The organism is Limnochorda sp. L945t, from assembly GCF_035593305.1.
GTDB lineage: Bacteria > Bacillota > Limnochordia > Limnochordales > Geochordaceae > Carboxydichorda > Carboxydichorda subterranea.
In genome coordinates this window covers 2297751-2314161 of record NZ_CP141615.1, presented here as the reverse complement: position 1 = coordinate 2314161, position 16411 = coordinate 2297751, and the positions used below count along the sequence as shown (strand labels likewise).

General features: G+C 68.2%; 12 protein-coding genes. 9 read left to right on the top strand and 3 right to left on the bottom strand.

The features are described 5' to 3' along the window. Positions 1–94: 94 nt before the first annotated feature. The 3 genes from U7230_RS10720 to U7230_RS10710 are packed head-to-tail and all read left to right on the top strand — an operon-like array spanning position 95 to position 1416. A complete protein-coding gene (locus tag U7230_RS10720; RefSeq protein ID WP_324715836.1) occupies positions 95–787 on the top strand; it encodes an AzlC family ABC transporter permease in 693 nt (230 codons plus the stop codon). Continuing rightward, the gene (locus U7230_RS10715) at positions 784–1152 is read left to right on the top strand and encodes an AzlD domain-containing protein (RefSeq protein ID WP_324715835.1); all 369 of its coding nucleotides are present in this window, start codon (positions 784–786) and stop codon (positions 1150–1152) included. The genes U7230_RS10720 and U7230_RS10715 overlap by 4 nt, the downstream gene beginning before the upstream one ends. A 57-nt stretch (positions 1153–1209) precedes the next feature. Then, positions 1210–1416, top strand: coding sequence for a hypothetical protein (locus tag U7230_RS10710; protein WP_324715834.1), 207 nt, complete (start codon positions 1210–1212; stop codon positions 1414–1416). A gap of 90 nt (positions 1417–1506) precedes the next feature. Here the strand turns inward: U7230_RS10710 and U7230_RS10705 are convergent, their stop codons facing one another. The 3 genes from U7230_RS10705 to U7230_RS10695 form a co-directional block, all read right to left on the bottom strand. Continuing rightward, positions 1507–3492: a heavy metal translocating P-type ATPase gene (locus U7230_RS10705; RefSeq protein WP_324715833.1), complete on the bottom strand. Its 1986-nt coding sequence runs from the start codon at positions 3490–3492 to the stop codon at positions 1507–1509. Then, positions 3492–3728, bottom strand: coding sequence for a heavy-metal-associated domain-containing protein (locus U7230_RS10700; RefSeq protein WP_324715832.1), 237 nt, complete (start codon positions 3726–3728; stop codon positions 3492–3494). Before U7230_RS10700 ends, U7230_RS10705 begins: the two co-directional genes overlap by 1 nt. A gap of 96 nt (positions 3729–3824) precedes the next feature. Next, positions 3825–4514 (bottom strand): Crp/Fnr family transcriptional regulator, encoded by a 690-nt coding sequence (locus tag U7230_RS10695; RefSeq protein WP_324715831.1) that lies wholly within the window; start codon positions 4512–4514, stop codon positions 3825–3827. Between the two features lie 341 nt (positions 4515–4855). Here U7230_RS10695 and U7230_RS10690 point away from each other — a divergent pair, with 341 nt between their 5' ends. The 6 genes from U7230_RS10690 to U7230_RS10665 all read left to right on the top strand — a co-directional run bounded on the left by U7230_RS10690 (position 4856) and on the right by U7230_RS10665 (position 16408). Beyond that, positions 4856–6115 (top strand): ABC transporter substrate-binding protein, encoded by a 1260-nt coding sequence (locus U7230_RS10690; RefSeq protein WP_324715830.1) that lies wholly within the window; start codon positions 4856–4858, stop codon positions 6113–6115. 74 nt (positions 6116–6189) lie between these two features. Further along, positions 6190–7107 (top strand): carbohydrate ABC transporter permease, encoded by a 918-nt coding sequence (locus U7230_RS10685; RefSeq protein ID WP_324715829.1) that lies wholly within the window; start codon positions 6190–6192, stop codon positions 7105–7107. Further along, positions 7104–7979 carry a carbohydrate ABC transporter permease gene (locus U7230_RS10680; RefSeq protein WP_324715828.1) on the top strand — a complete coding sequence of 292 codons (876 nt, stop codon included), beginning with the start codon at positions 7104–7106 and terminating at the stop codon, positions 7977–7979. The genes U7230_RS10685 and U7230_RS10680 overlap by 4 nt, the downstream gene beginning before the upstream one ends. Positions 7980–8013: 34 nt before the next feature. Next, a complete protein-coding gene (locus U7230_RS10675) occupies positions 8014–10926 on the top strand; it encodes a hypothetical protein (protein ID WP_324715827.1) in 2913 nt (970 codons plus the stop codon). Beyond that, positions 10923–15371 carry a hypothetical protein gene (locus U7230_RS10670; protein WP_324715826.1) on the top strand — a complete coding sequence of 1483 codons (4449 nt, stop codon included), beginning with the start codon at positions 10923–10925 and terminating at the stop codon, positions 15369–15371. The genes U7230_RS10675 and U7230_RS10670 overlap by 4 nt, the downstream gene beginning before the upstream one ends. Continuing rightward, positions 15371–16408 (top strand): DUF4434 domain-containing protein, encoded by a 1038-nt coding sequence (locus tag U7230_RS10665; protein WP_324715825.1) that lies wholly within the window; start codon positions 15371–15373, stop codon positions 16406–16408. The genes U7230_RS10670 and U7230_RS10665 overlap by 1 nt, the downstream gene beginning before the upstream one ends. Positions 16409–16411: the final 3 nt, after the last annotated feature.

Sequence of the window (16411 nt, the reverse complement as noted above, 5' to 3'; positions counted from 1 at the left end):
TACCCGCGGCCCGGCGAACCAACGCCCCATGTCCACCGGTACCGAGCCCTGGCGCCGCGGGCTAGAGGGTGCGAGGGCTGCTCTTCCCATCGTCGTGGGGTACGTTCCCGCTGCCGTAGCGTTTGGCGCCGCGGCGCGCCAGGCGGGCTTGAGCGTGCAGGAGAGCGTCGCGATGTCGCTGCTCGTCTACGCTGGCGCCAGCCAGTTCGCCCTGGCGGGCATGATCGGGGCGGGAGTGCCGGGAGTGGCGGCCGCGGTCACGGCGCTCGTCCTCAATTTGCGCCACGTGCTGTACGGGCCGGCGCTCGCTCCGTGGCTTTCCCGGCTCAGCCGCCCGGCGGCGGCGCTCGCCGCCTTCGGGCTCACCGACGAGGTGTTCGCGGTGGCGTCCGGGATCCTGCCGCGAACGCCTGCATCGGGGGCCTGGCTTTTCGGTCTCGAGGTGGCTGCCTATGGCTCCTGGGTACTCGGCACGTGGATGGGCGCGGCCGGAGGGCAGGCGGCAGCCACGCTCCTCCCTTCCGTCGCACCGGCCATGAACTTCGCTCTACCGGCCCTTTTCGTCGCGTTGCTGGTTTCCCTGGTCGCTCCCCGCAAGGAGCTGGGGATGCCCGCCAGCGCGTTCGTGGGCGGTGCGGTCGCCCTGGCGGCATGGCTTCTCGGTCGGGGCCGGTGGGGCGTGCTGACCGCCGGAGTGGTGGGCCCGCTTGCCGGGCTTGCGGTGGCGCGGCTCGAGCGGCAACGGCCAGAGCCCGGGCCGTCGATGGAGGCGGTCAAACCGCGATGAGCGCACTGGCCGGCGTGAGGCCGGAGATGCTGGCCCTCTTCCTTGCCGCCGGCATCGGCACTTATCTCATGCGGCTGATCCCTCTGCTCGCTGCCCTCGGCCGTACCCCGGCGGGAGCGTCGCAGTCGCCGGGGCGCGCCGGCAGCGTGATGCGTGCACTCTCCCTGGTGGCGCCGGCGGTCATCGGCGCTCTGCTGGTGAGTGCGCTGCTGCCGGCAAGGCCGGGGCCAGGATTGCCCCGGGAGACGGGCATTGCGCTGGTCGCTCTGGTGCCCACCACGTGGACGGCGCTGCGCTGGCGCCACCTCGGGCTGACGGTGCTGGTGGGCGTCGTGTCGTACTGGGCCGTCGCTCTTGTGGCGTGATCTGGGAAGCGGGAGCGGGAATCGGGTAAACTGTGCCTGGAGGCGAATGCCATGAAGATGGAAATCATCCAAGAACAGTTGAAACGGTGGGGCGAGGTCATCGTCCGGACGACCAGCGGCCAGGTGTTCGAGTTCCACCTGGGAGACACGACCTTCGACACGGCACGGCGGGTCATCACGTTTCGGGGGCCCGATGCGGAGTACGTGATCGACGGGGACGCGATCGAAAGCTTCAAGATGCACTGGAGCCATCCGGAGGGCTGAGCAACGCAGCAAGATAGGCCTTGAAACGACTGGCCGGCCGGGAACGAGCTCCCGGCCGGCCCTGTTTTCGCAGCGCCCGCGTCCCCGTGGTCATGAAGGTACGCTCCCGCCGGGAGCCGGGGAGAGCGTACGGCCCGAGCGCGGATGGAAGGGCCGGCGGGATACCGGCTGCGATGTCGGGCGCCAGCGCAGCAGGCGCATGCCGTTGAGGATGACCAGGAGCACGCTCAGCTCGTGGACCAGCATCCCGGAGGCGAGGTCCACCACGCCGCCGAGGACCCCTGCCACCAACGACAGCACCACGACCACGGCGAAGGCCAGGTTCTGGCGGATGTTGGCGACGATGGCCTTTGCCAGCCCGATGGCGTAAGGGATTTTCTCCAGGTCGTCCGCGATGAGAGCCACGTCGGCCGCCTCCATGGCGGCGTCCGTGCCGCCCGCTCCGATGGCGATGCTCACGTCGGCCGCGGCCAGGGCCGGCGCGTCGTTGATCCCTTCCCCGACCATGGCGACCGTGTAGCCTTGTGCCTTGAGCCGGGCGACCTCCCGCACCTTCTCCTCCGGAAGCAGCCGCGCTCGCACCTCGTCGATGCCGACGGAGCGCGCGACCATCCCGGCCGTGAGCTCGCCGTCGCCCGTCAGGATCACGGTGCGGCGCACCCCGGCCTGCCGCAACTCCTCCATCATGCGGGCCGCACTTTCCCGAACACGGTCGGCGAGGGCCAGCACACCGGCCACGCGGCCGTCGACCGCCACCAGGACGGCGGTACGCCCCTGGGATTCTTCCAGGGCGGCGAGCTCCGCGGCCCGGGGTGCGGGGTGCACCCCTTCCGCCTCCATCAGCCGCTGATTGCCGACGAGCACCCTTTGTCCACCCACGTGGGCGGCCACCCCGCGGCCCGGGTACACCCGGAGCCGTTGCGGATCGGGGATGCTGCCCACGCCGCGAGCCCTGGCGGCCCGCTCCAGTAGGGCAGCTGCGAGCGGATGCTCAGAGCCCTTTTCGACCGCCCCCGCCAGGCGCAGCAGGGACGCTTCTGCGGTCTCATCCGATTCGGTGCCGGTGGGCCCTGCCAGCGTGTGAACCGCCACCACTTCGGGGCGCCCCGCCGTGAGGGTACCAGTCTTGTCGAACGCCAGTGCATCCACCGCCGCCAGGGTATCGAGACGCCGGCCTCCCTTGATGAGGATGCCGTTGCGGGCGGCGTGCCCGAGGCCGGCCACGATCGAAACCGGCGCTGCCAGGACGAGCGCGCCGGGGCACCCTACTACGAGCAGGGTGAGCGCGAGGCGGGTGTCTCGGGTGATGAGGAGGGTGGCGGCCGAGAGCCCCAGGATGCCCGGCGTGTAGTAGCGGGCGAACCGTTCCACCGCCGTCTGCACCTTGGGCCTGGCCTCCTGGGCCTCGCCTACCAGCTGCAGGATGCGCCCGAAGGTGGTCTCCTCCCCCACCCGGGTGGCGCGGACCTCGATGAAACCCACTACGGTTACGCTGCCTGCCATCACCCGGTCGCCGATGGCCTTGGACACGGGCATGGGTTCACCGGTGAGCGCGGACTCGTCGACCTCCGCCTCGCCGCGCACCACGACCCCGTCCGCTGCCAGCTTTTCACCCGACCGCACCACCATGACGTCGCCGGGCCGGACCTCCTCGACCCGGACGGTGGCTTCGCTGCCGTCGGGGCGGCGCACCCTGGCCGTGCGCGGCACCCACTCCGCCAGCTCCCGGATGGCGGCGCGCGCCCGCTCGAGCGTCTTCCACTCGAGGTACCCTCCGAGGTCGAAGAGGACCGTGACGGCCGCGGCTTCCCAGTACTCTCCGATGGCGAGTGCTCCCGCGGCCGCCACGCTCACCAGGAGTTCGATGGTCGCGACCCGCATCCGCAGGCCCTCGACAGCCCGGCGGGCCAGCACCTGGCCCGAGACGAGGGCGGCAGCTGCCATGAGGCCCGGGTAGACGAGGTGGCTGCCCTGGTACCCGAGCGCCTGGTAGAGCCAGGCCGCGGCCATGAGGGTTGCCGCGGCCGTCACCCGGCGGAGGGGGGCCTCGGTGCGAAAGGCCCGCAGCATGGCCATCAGCTCCCCAACTCCTGGCGGCGGATGGATCGGGCCGGGTAGCCCAGGCGGCTCACGGTGGCGGCGATGGCCCCCGGCTCGATGACCGTGGGGTCATAATCGACCGCGAGCCGGCCGGTCGCAAAGGCCATCCTGGCGGAGCTCACGCCGCGCATGGCTGCGACGGCCTTCTCAATCTTGGCGACGCAGCTCGGGCAGTGGATGTTGTCCAGCTGGAACGTCTCCCGCACCATCATGGTCTCCCCCTTCGAGGTATGTCCCCTTGCAGGCCGATGATGGCATGCCCGGGAGCCCGAAGTTGATGATGCGGGTCATAAACATCGAGAAGCTGTTCAGATCCGGCCGGCGCGCTCGATGAGCCGGGCGGCGTCCAGTAGCCGCACCAGGCGGCGACCCTCGAGGCGGATGATGCCTTCGTCCTCCAACACGTGGAGCCGGCGGCTGAGGGTCTCCTGCGTGGTTCCCACGACGCGGGCCAGTTCCTCCTGCTTGAGGGGCAGCTTCACCACCACGCCGTCCGCGATGGGGCCGCCGGCGGTGGCCAGCTTGACCAGCAGGGCCGCCACCCGCTCCTCGACCGGGTGTACGGCGAGCTGCTCCACCAGGGCCTCGAGCTCCCCGACCCGTGCCGACAGCGCCCGGAGCATCTTGAGGCTGGCCGCGGGGTTGCACCGGAGGAGCGCCTCCACGTGAGGGCGGCTCAGCAAACAGATCTCGGCTTCGGCGAGCGCCACCGCCGTCGCCGGAAGGGGCTGGGGGTGGAACAGTGCCAGCTCGCCGTAGAAATCCCCCGGCCCCAGCAGGCGCACCACCTGCTCGCGACCGTCCGCGCTCGTCCGGACCACCTTTACCAGACCGGACGAAACCACGTACAGGTACCCGGGCGCCTCGCCCGCCCGGAAGACCACCTCGCCCGAACGAAAGTGCCGGGGGTGGGAACCGGCGGCCAGCTCCTCGAGCTCCGGCTCGGTCAGCTCCGCGAAGAGGGGAACGCGGCGGAAGCAAGCCGCGTGCGCGGGCACCGGGGAGGGGTCCGAGGAGGATGCGACCGGCCTACCGCAGGCGGTGGTACGACCATGACCTTCCACAGAGGCCGCCCCTTCGCAGTCGACCACTTCTCGGCGTGGGACGCCCGATCGGGGAAGCGCCATGCACGCGGGCATCATACCGGTCACGGCCGACTGCGGCAACACCCCAGCCAGTCATGGCGGTGCGGATGGGGCGGTGAAGAACATCTCCGGTTTTTGCACGGATGGGAAGGAGTTCTCCACTGATCCGAGAATACGGTTACCGGGCGGCGAAAAGGCCGTTCCGTTGCCGGCATGGGTACCGGTTGCGTACTGCTGAAAGGAGGTTCGCACAGATGAGAGCGAGGCGAGCCAGTGTTGGGCAAGCGGTAGCATGGGGTGTGGTGGCGGCGCTGGTCCTGCTGGGGGTTGCCTCTTCGGTGATGGCTGCACCGACCAAGCTCGTCTACTGGCATGGGTGGGGCGGCGACGAGAAGAAGGTCGTCGAGGACGTCGTGGCACAGTTCAACAAGACGCACCCCAACATCGTGGTCGAGCCGGTCACGATTTTCGGCGCCTACGACAAGTTGCTCACCTCCATCGCCGCGGGGACGCCGCCGGACGTCGTGTCGGCCATCTGGTGGACGCAGGTAGCAGATCTTGCCAGCCGGGGTGCGCTGGTCCCGCTCTCCTCGTACGCGAAAAAGGACGGGATCAAGGGCGAGGAGTACGTGGCACCGGTGTGGGAAGCGGTGCACTACCAGGGCGAGCTGTATGCGATGCCCGTGCTGGCCAACTATTCCATGATTGCGTACAACAAGGACCACTTCAAGGATGCGGGTCTCCCCGACCGGGCGCCCAAGACCACGGCTGAGCTCGAGGAGTGGGCTCATAAGCTGTACCAGGTGACCCGCGGCCGCATCCAGCGGATCGGGTACCTCCCCTCGGACATCGTGCTGAGTACCTACATGTTCAACGGGAGTGTCTACGACGCGAAGCGTCGCGTGCCTACGCCCGATGCCCCGGAGGTCATCCAGGCTGCTCGCTGGATGCGCAGCTTCTATGCCAAGTACGGGTATCCGGCGCTTCGGGCCTTCCAGGAATCCCTGGGTAGCTACGCCAGCCCCGAAAACCCCTTCTTCTCCGGGAAGATCTCCATCCAGGACAACTGGGGCGAGTGGATCGTCAACTTCACCAAGTGGTACGCTCCCGATTTCCATTACGGGCGTTTCCCGTATCCCAGGGTCGACGGCTCTCCCGGATTCGGCAACTGGGGCGGGTCGGTCTGGGGCATTCCGAAGGGCTCCAAGCATCCTCAGGAGGCCTGGGAGTTCATCAAGTGGCTGTCGGCAGGCGACGGCAACCGGCTTCTGGCGCTGGGCATCTCCAGCGGTTCGGCCCGGATGGCGCTCAACGAGACTCCGGAGTTCCTGGAGAAGATGCCGGTCCTGAAGGACGCCCTGCCCTTGCTCCGCGAGGGCCGGTTCCTCACCTCGCCGATCTTTCCGGGCAACGACGAGTACATACAGAAGCTCACCCCGGTCATCGACAGCATCCTCGCCGGTGAAAGGGACGCAGAACAAGCCCTCAAGGAGTTCGCGGCACAGCAAAAGTAGGGAGTCAGGGCCGGGCGGCTCCCTCGCGGGAGCCGCCCCCGCAGTCTTCCATGGGGGCGATGGCGTTGCGTCGCTTGGAACGTCGGAGACGTGGAGAGCTTTGGTGGGGCCTTGGTTTCATCTCGCCCTGGCTGGTCGGGTTCCTCGCATTTACCCTCGTGCCGGTGGTTTCGTCCCTCTATTACAGCTTCACGGACTACAACCTCATGAACCCGCCGCGATGGGTGGGGGCGGCCAACTTCAGTACCCTGTTCGCCGACCCCACGTTTTACGAGTCCATGAAAAACACGGTGTACATGGTGCTGGTCGGGCTGCCGGTCCACTTGCTGTGGGCGCTCGTCCTGGCATTCCTGCTGGCGCGTCCCCTCAAGGGCATCGCCTTTTTCCGGGCGCTCTACTACCTGCCGACGGTCGTCCCCATCGTGGCCTCGACGTTGCTATGGCGGTGGATCTTCAATCCTAATTACGGTATCCTCAACACGGCCCTCAACTTCCTGGGACTTCCCGAACCCGGATGGCTCGTGGATCCGGCGTGGTCCAAGCCTGCCCTCATCATCATGGGCATGTGGGGAGTCGGGGGCACCGTCGTCATCTACCTGGCGGCACTCAAGGAGGTACCCAGGGAGCTGTACGAGGCGGCCGAGCTGGACGGTGCGACCTCGTGGCGCAAGACCACGGCCATCACCCTTCCGATGATCTCGCCGGTACTCTTCTTCACCGTCGTGGTCAACATCATCGGGTACTTCCAGTACTTCACCCAGGCGTACGTTTTCTCCGCTACGGGCTACGGTGGCCAGCTGGCGGTGGGCGGACCCCGTAACTCGACGATGTTCTACGCGCTCTACCTCTATCTCAACGCCTTCCGTTTCTTCAAGATGGGGCTCGCCTCGGCGATGGCCTGGATCCTGTTCCTCATCCTGCTGGTGGCGACGCTGGTGCTCCTGCGGACTTCGTCCCGGTGGGTGCACTACGGGGGGGCGCGGCCCATATGACGGTGCGGGCGATGACCCGGCCGGTAGGGAGCCTGGCCGGATGGCATTACCGCAGGCGACTGCAACTGTGGGGTCACTACGTGCTGCTCGGCGGGCTCGGCATTGTCTTCTTGTTCCCGTTCTTCTGGCTTGTCTCCACCTCGCTGAAGACCAACAAGGAGATATTCCTGTGGCCTCCGACGCTCCTGCCCCGGGCCCCGCGCTGGGCCAACTACGTGGACGCGGTCCAGGCCTTCCCCTTCATGCTCTACCTGGGCAACACGCTGTACATCACCGTGATGAACGTAGTGGCGGTGACCCTTTCCAGCAGCGTGGTGGCCTACGGTTTCTCGAAGATCCAGTGGCCGGGGCGTGACGCCGTGTTCGTCCTCGTGCTGGCCACCATGATGCTGCCGTACCAGGTCACCATGGTACCCCTGTTCGTCCTCTTCAAGACGTTGGGCTGGGTGGGTACCTTCCGGCCCCTGGTCGTGCCGCACTTCTTTGCCGGGGCCTTTTACGTCTTCTTGCTCCGGCAGTTTTACATGACCATTCCCAACGAGCTCTCGGAAGCGGCTGTGGTGGACGGGGCCAATCACCTCCGGATCTTCAGCAGTATCGTGGTGCCTCTGACCCGTCCGGCGCTTGCGACCGTGGCCCTGTTCCAGTTCGTTGCATCGTGGACGGACTTCCTGGGCCCCCTCATCTACCTCCAGAACGAGCGCCAGTACACCCTGCAGCTGGGGCTCCAGATGTTCTTCGGCCAGCATTACTCCGAGTGGGCGCTGGTCATGGCCACTGCGGCGCTCATCTCGCTGCCCCTCATCGTGGTGTTTGGCCTCACCCAGCGCACGTTCGTGGAAGGCATCGCGCTGACCGGCCTGCGCGGCTAAGGCAGGGCGGGGTAGGAGAGGGAGGCTGTCAGCGGTGCGGTTGGGCGTCTGGCACAACGGTGCGCCCTTTCCCTTCGGGACGTGGATCGACCGGCTGGGCGGCATGTGGGAAGAGGTAGAAAGCGACACGCTTCGCTCCGCCCGGGCTCTGGCCCGCTTCGACGGCCTGTTGCTGCTGTCCAGTCAGTTGGGAGCAACCCTTCCGGACGACGTGGCAGCCGCCGTGGCGGGGTACGTGGAGGCCGGGGGCCGTCTGTACGTCGAAGGGTGGACCCACGAGCGCCTTGCCGAGCTGGTAGGGTTCCGCGCCCGTGGCACCCGTGCCGAACGGTCGGTGCGGCGCCTCGTCGTCTGGCAGGGGTCGAGCCCGGTGGCGGACGGGTTCGAGCCGATGGACCTGCTCGACCCGTACGGCGCACCTTTCCTCGAGGGTGAGCTGGCCGGCCGCCCCGGGGTACTCCTGGTGCTGGCAGAGGTCCTGGGCACCTATCGGGTCCATTTCGGGCGCGTGGGAGTCGGGGATCCTCATCCGGCACTGATCAGCCCGCGGGACGGCGTCTACTACGCGACGTTGCTGCTCACCCGGTACCGTGACGACCGCTTCGTATTGCGAGAACGTTGGGAGCGGCTCGCCTTCAACCTGGTCAAGGCTCTTGGTGGATCCGGCCGCAGCTTCGAAGAGGTACACCGCAGGTTGCTGACCGACCCTCCGGTGTGGGTGCCGCCCGGTGAGCCGGCCCGGGTGCGGGTGGAGGCCGCCGTCGCGCCGGACCGCGTGCAGCTTCGCCGGATCCTCCCCGAAGCGGCGGGGAATAGCTGGGAGCTCATCCCCTTGCGGGCGGCCGGCGCCAGGGCTTTCGAAAGCGAGCCGCTGGTGCTCCGGGAGCCGGGAGTCTACGAGCTCCGGGCCACGTGGGCCGACGGTGAGCAGATCCACTACCGCCTCGACGTTTCCGACCGGCAGGTGCGCTACCGACAGAGCGTGGGTCGCAACCTGGAGTGGCTGCGCCGCAACCTGTTCGTGACACCTGACGGCACGGGAGGCGTTTACGAACGGGTGGAATCCAACACCCGCAGCATTGGCAAGGATCTGCGCCCGGACTGCATCGCCGAGACCGCCGCCGCGTGCTGGACCTTCGGAAAGGCCTCTGGGGACGAGTCTTGGATGCGGGTGGGCCGCAACCTGGCGAAGCACCTTTACGACGGGCGGTACCAGGACCGGGACGCAGGGGTCGGCACGTTCGGCTTCTGGAACTGGATGGGGGAGCTCGCCCCGGGCCAGCATCCGGAAAACATCTTCACCGACGACAATACGTGGGCATCGTTGGTCGGCATGGTCTTCCTGCGGGAAACCGGCGACGAGACGTTCGGTCGGGCGCTCGACACCGTGCGCGCGTTCCAGAAAACGCTCAACGCTGCGGGGTGCCACGACTACCTTTTCCTGCGCGGCAGCGTGCTCAACACCGTGGGGCCGGTTCCCTGCCGTCTGTCTCCCGGGACGAGTGTCGTCCCCCACTACAACGGCATGCCTGTTGCCCTTTATCCCCATGCGTGGGCGGCAACGGGAGACGGCTCGCTGTTGCGAGACGGGTGGCGGGCGCTGGAGCTGATGCTCGCCAGCCACCCCATCCGCTACGGCTACGACGTCAGCCGTACCGAGATCTATGCCCGGGCGCTCCTGCCCCTGGCCATGTGGAGCCGGGTTTCCGTAAAGGCCCGCGAGGCGGCCCTGGATTGCATGGCATACCTGGAGCGACGCACGGACGAGACAGGAGCGCTGCAGGAGTGGGACAACGAGGACAAGGACCTCTTCGTGGCCGACTCCGCGGTCTTCCACGAAAACGGCGAGCCCATTGCCGACATCATGTACGTGCAGAGTTTCGCCCTCTTCGGGCTGTGGCAGTTGTACAGGGCCACGGGCGACGGGCGGGCCCGTGCACTGTTCGAGAAGATGGCGGACTTCCTCGTCCGCATCCAGATCGCGGATCCGGAGGATCCCCTGGTAGACGGCGGGTGGAAGCGCTCGTTCGATTATCGCCACTGGGAATGGTACGGAAGCCCGCAGGACCCGGCCTGGGGCCCGTACGTCATGGAGTCGGGCTGGTGCAATGCCGTCATCGACTGGGCGATTGCCCAGTACCTGGCGGGCGACGACGCGATGCCCCGCTTCGATGAGCGTGCGTGTCCCCTGCCGCCCTGGGCGGTCGCCCTGCAAACGGTCACGACCCCCGCCACGGAAGGGCGCGTGCCCGTGCTCTTCACGGAGGATCTCCCCGCGAAGGGGGAAGGCCATGGCATCGCGCTCTTCTGGAGGCCGCCGGAAGGGCCCCCGCCATCGGGCTACCGGGTGTACCGCAGCAGCACGTTCCCGGCGTTGCCCCGAGCCGATCACCTGCTGGGTGAAGCCCAGGGCCCGGCTTTCGTCGATCGGAGCGCACAACCGGGTACGTGGTACTTCTACGCGGTGACGGCCGTCCGGGACGGTGGGGACGAAGGCCCGCCCTCCGCCTGCGTGGCCCATCGCTCCCCCCGGCGAGGCCCGGTGCCTGCTCCCCGGCACGCGGAGCTCGTACGTGACGGCCAGGGTGTCCGCCTGCGGTGGGAGCCTCCGGAGGGTACCCCGCCACCGGCTCTCCGGCCGGATGCTCCCCCGGAAGCGTTTGGGCTGCACTATTCGGTCGAGAACCACGTGGTCCGTGGTGTCCCTGAACGGGCGCCGTTCACCGGGGTGCGTTACCTGGTGCTGGCGGGATGGGGCCCGGAGGTCCGCCCTCCTCGGGCCGAGGTCGTGACGTCCACTTACGATACCACGTGCGACCTGACGTCGTGGTGGGAGCAGCTCAGACAGCGCAGGACCGGTCTCGTCCCGAGCCACCTTTCGGTCGTGGCGGTCGATGACGACGGCAATGCCGGTGAACCCGCCGAGCCCGTGGCAATCGAGGGGTGAACGTCGTGGAACTGTTGCGCAATGGGGCTTTCACGGAGCATCACGGCTGGTCGCTCGGGGAGAACTGCGAGTACGTGCCGGAGGTGCCCGGAGGCGGTCCCGGGTCGATGAGCCTGGGTGCCGACCCCACGCAGAAGCAAATGAACGGCGAGAGCGAGCACGCCGGGGCCGCCACCCAGTGGGGCTTCATCCCTGAGGGCTGCGAGCGCCTGGAGCTCCGGGGCCATGTGCGGCTGGACAGTCTCCATCCGTACACGGGAAGAGGCAACGTCGCCCACCTCACTCGGGCGCCGGGGCACCTGTATGTCCGGCTGGCACAGCTCGACCTCTCCGGTGATCCGGTCGACGAGGCGACCGTCCTGGTACTCCGGGAACCCGGCGGGTGGCAGCAGGTCGAGCAGCAACTTCCCCGCAACCCGAAGGCGTGGTTTTTCGAACTCCGCATCGGGATTTACAACGGCACCGGCCGGTTTTGGGTGAAGGCGTTTTCGCTCCGGGCCCGGGGTGCAGGTCTCGACGCCGTCTCGTCCTGGCCCCCACTTCTGGATGACCGTGCGGTGGCCATCTTCTACGACCCGTCGTTCCCGGGCGCTCCTCAGGAGAGCCGGGTCTTTGCCTTGCTCGCGCGCCTGAAGGCGTGGGGATGGCAGGTCGCCTCGTGGAATGCGGCGGCCCTGGAGAGACCGGATGCGCTCACCGGTGCCGGGGTCTCGCTCCTGATCTGGACCCACGGGCCGCACTACCCCGCCCACGCGCGGGCGGCCCTCCTGCGCTTTCTGGCGGCTGGAGGGAAACTCATGACCCTGGGTGGCTACGCCTTCGACCGCATCTGGCGCCGGGAGGCGGAAGGATGGGTGGAACAGCCTTACCCCCCGCAGGTCGAGCTCGACGGCGCGCCGGTGGTTGCTCCCCTCGAGTCGACGGTGGAGAGCCTACCGACCCGGCGTGACGGAGAGGCGCAGGGGTACCTCCTGCAGGCGCATCCGTTCGGCAGCTTCCTGCAGGCGGTTCCGCAAGCCGAAGCCCTCTACGAACTGGAGGCCGGCTCGTGGTACGTGCTGGTGGTGGAGGGCAGAGGGGAGGGCCTCGACTACTTCTGGCAGCCGGTGGTCACCATCGAACAGCTGGATGCCTCAGGGGAAGTCCTCTTCCGGTTCGAAGCCCGGTTGCTCGAGCGCGCCGGCGGACTCCAGGTCTTCCGGATGCCGTTCAAGACCCACTACCGGCAGGCCCGTACCCGGCTGCGTTTCGGACTCAAGATGGTGGAGGGGGCCTATGTACTCCGGCGCTACGGGATCGTGCCCATACCCGACCCTGGGCTCCTCAACGGCCGGTGGGGACTACCTTCCGACGGCATCCTTCTGAAGCCGACCCAGCTCGGCTTGTTCGACGCGGACTTCCGGCTGGAGCATGCCGTGACGGTGCGACCCGCAGGGAGCCTGCACCTGCTCGACGCCGCCGGCTGGACGATTGCTCCGCCCGACGGCGTGCGGGGGTGGGCCGCCACCGGGCTGACCCGGGTCGACGACGCCCGGTGGGAGCCGCTGCTGGAGGCGTCCGACCGGTACGGTCAGGAGCGGGGACCTGCCGCGGCTTTGGTGATCCACCGCGCAGGGCCGTACACCCACTCCGCCTGGGCCGCGTTCGGTACCGAAAACATCGATCTCCTGGACGAACGGCGGCTTCCGGGGCTGTGCCGGGTCGCCGCCTTCCTGACCGAAGGGCTGTTCTTGCAGGAGGTACGGCCGCACCACTACCTGGCCCGCCGGGGCGAAGATGCGCTGGTGGACGTCATCGTCCACAACACCTCGGGCAAATCACGGGCGGGAAGCCTCGTCGTGCGGTGTCTCGACGAAGCCGGGACGGTCTTGTGGAAGGGGCAGCAGCAGGTGGCGGTGCCCGCTCGCGCCACCCGCAAGGTCACGTTTGCCATCCCGTGGGCCGAGGGGAAGGGCACCCTGCGCACGATTCGGTGCTGCCTGCGGTACTCCCCGGAAGGAATGTCCGCGGACCTGAGAGCGGGCGACCCGGATGAGCCATGGGACGTCATGGAGAGCAGCATCCTGGTCGAGTCTCGGCAGGCGCTCGAGTGTGGCCCCCGGCTTCAGTTTCGCGACAACTACTTCGAGCTGGACGGCCGCCGGGTCGTGCTCATGGGCTCGGACAGCAACGAAGAGATCTTCTTCGGGACGTTCCACCACCCGGCCCGGCGCCGCCGGCTGCTGTTGAGGGCCCGGGACTACGGATACCGGGTTTACGAAAACCTGCAGTACATCCCCGGCGGCTTTCAGTTCCCCGAGCGCCAGCAGCGGAGCCTGGACGCCCTGGTGCAGGAACTGCAGCAACTCCGGATGATTTACATGCCCTGCCTGTTGGTGCTCACCAACGTGCTGGCGCAGGGGGCCGAACGGGAAGCACAGCAGGAGTTCTGCCGCAGGATGGCCGCTCACTGGAGGGACGTGCCGGGTCTCATCTTCTATTTCAACGGCGACCTGGGAAGTGAGCTTCACCCCCTGACCGCCTTCCAGGGCCTATGGGAGGAGTACCTGAGGCGCCGCTACGGTCTCCTGGACCGGCTGCAGGAAGCCTGGGGCCCAGCCTACGACCCGTCCCGCGGATGGTCCCAGGCGTTGCCGGACGGGCCCGACCCGGTCTGGAACCCTCTGGCCCCGTGGGACGACGTCCGCCTCCGGGACCGCGTGCGGTTCGTGGTGGAGCTGGGGCGCCTTTGGAACCGCAGTATGGTAGACGCGGTCAGCTCCGTCACGCCCGGGCGCATCACCACCGACGAGTTCTTCAACCTGCCCTTCGGAGCCAACGACCTGCGCCAGGCGATCGACGGCCTCACCCATGCCAACGGTAACGCCCTGGGCGACCAGGACCTGGACGTCGATCTGCTTCCGGGCGCTTTCACGTTCATCGACCGGCGCATCCACGGGCAGGGCACCGGCCTCGGTGAGTACGGGTGCAAGACCCACCCGAGCCAGGCATGGGGCGCCAACTACCTCGTGCGGCGTACCCGGGAGGAGCAGCTGGAGCACTTCCTGGCTGTTCAGCATTACGGGCTTGGGCGGGGGGCCTCCAAACTCCAGCACTGGGGACTGCAGGACTCGACGGGATGGGTCTTCCCGTGGGGAGTCTTTCACAGCCACGATCCCGTCCCCAAGCCTATCGCAGCCGAGGTGCGCAACGTGGCGCTGCTGTTCGCCACGCTGCCGCTGGCATACCGGGCGCCCCGAGTGGTACTGGTGGTGCCCTCGGAAAACCGGATGGGGCCGGGCGGCATCAAAGCCGTCAATGCGGTGTACGCCGCGGGCATGGCGCTCAGTAGCCTCGGTTGTGACTTCCAGGCCGTCGACGAAGAGGATCTGGCCACGCTGCCCTTCGAGCCACGGGTCGTGCTCTATCCGGTGGCCTACGGGGCACCCGCGACGGCGCTGGAATGGCTGCGGCACTTTGCCCGTCGGGGAGGTACGGTCTATCTCTCGGGCGACCCGTCGTACGACGAGGACCGCAAGCCGCGGCGCGACAGCGTATGGGAGGACCTGATCGGCGCCCGCCTGGTGCGCCGGCTGTACCCGCCCATGCAGTGGGAGGCGGGGCCGGCCGTTCGTGCCCTTATCCCCGGCACTGCCGTGGAGGACACGTGGCGGCCCTGCGTGCACCTCGAGCTTGCCGGCGCGCGGGCGCTGGTCGCAGGCGAGGGGGGCTTCCCCGTGGTGACCCGCCGGCCCGCCGGGGACGGCACGGTGATCTACAACGCGGACCCGACCGAGGCCCGCTGGCCGGGCTGGCGGTCGAGCCCCGTGCTCTTCGAGCTGTACAGGGCCGTCGTCGGGGCCTGCGTCGATGGCGAGCCGCCCGTGAGTCCCCAGGAACCCGACCTGCACGTGATGACGCCTGCAGCCGAGGGCGGCCGACTGTGGGTGCTCTTCCACCGGTCCGGTTCCCGGGAGGTCGAGGTGCGCCCCGGGGAGGGGCAGGCCGTCCGCCTGCACCTCGAGCGAAGACGGCCGGGGCTCGTCTTCGTCACGAGCAGGGGAGAGCTGACTCACGTGGAGTCCCAGGGTACCGTGACGTGGCGAGGACGGCCGCTCGTGGAAGCGAGCGCCCACCTGGCCCTCGTCGCGCTGGACGGGCAGGACCTGAGCCGCAGCGAGGCGGTGCTCGCTTTGCCCTTCACGACGGGCACGGTATGGCGGTGGCCGGGCGCGGGTGATACCGTGGTGGTTGGCACCTTCCGCGACGGGCAGTGGGTCGAGCTGGAGAAGATGCCGGCGACCGGCGAGCCGTTGGAGGTCGACGAAGTCCGGGCGAGTTGCATGTTCCTGGTCGCTGCCGGGCACCAGCTGCCGCAGTGGCGCCGCCGGTTGTCGGCGTACTGCGTCTCGGGGTATTTCGAGGTAGGTCCCGGTCCCTTGGCTCCGGCGGAGGAGGCACCTTGATGCCATTGGCGCTGAGCCGGCGCCGCCTCATGCAGCTGGCCGCGGCCATGGCCATCCTCCCTGCGGTCACGGAGGCGAAACCCATGAACGAAATCAGGGCGATCGAAGGCAGCTGGCTGGACTTCCACCATCCCAATCCTCACGACGGCGACTATTGGAACGGCCAGACCGCTCTGTTCAGCTGCGAGCAGTGGCAGGCCAAGGTGAACGAGATGACGGCCGTCGGCATGCGCATCCTCGTGGTAACGTCGGTGGCCCTGCGGGGCGAGGCCTTCTACCCCTCCGAGGTCATGCGCAAGCGCTGGACGCCCCTGGCCTGCGCCGACCCCATCGAGGCCGTGTTGCGAGCGGCGGATGAAAGCGGCGCTGGGGTATTCCTCGGGGTTGGCTTTTTCAGCGAGCATACCGGCGACTTTGCCTCGCAGGATCCTCGCGAACAGTTGGGCCGCCAGCACGTCCCCCTGGAGCTTGCCCGCCGGTACGGGCATCACCGGGGGTTCTCCGGATGGTACCTGCCGGTCGAGGCTCCCATCCAGGGCCACTTCCCGGAGGCGTACGTCCTCTACGCGCGAGCCATGGCGGAACGTTGCCGGCAGGCGGCTCCCGGCAAGCCGGTCCTCATTGCCCCTTACGGCACCCGTACCGTGGCGGACGACCGGCGTTTCGTCGAACAGCTGCGAGCGCTCGAAGTGGATTACATCGCTTACCAGGACGAGGTGGGAGTCGAGAAGACACGGGTCGACGAACTGGATGCCATCTGGGCGCGCCTGCGCAGGCTGCATGACCGGGCACGGCTGCCGCTTTGGGCCGACGTCGAACTCTTCCGGTTCGAGGGGCCAGTATACCGCAGCCCTCTGGTGCCCGCGCCGTGGGAGCGCATCCTCGCCCAGCTCAGCGCGGCGTCCCGCTATGTCGACCGGATCCTCGCTTACCAGTACCTTGGCCTGATGAACCCGCCGGACAGCCCGGCCACGGCGGGCCACCCGAGCTCGGTGGCGCTGTACCGGGCATACGCCCGGTGGCTGCAGTCACGGTGAAGG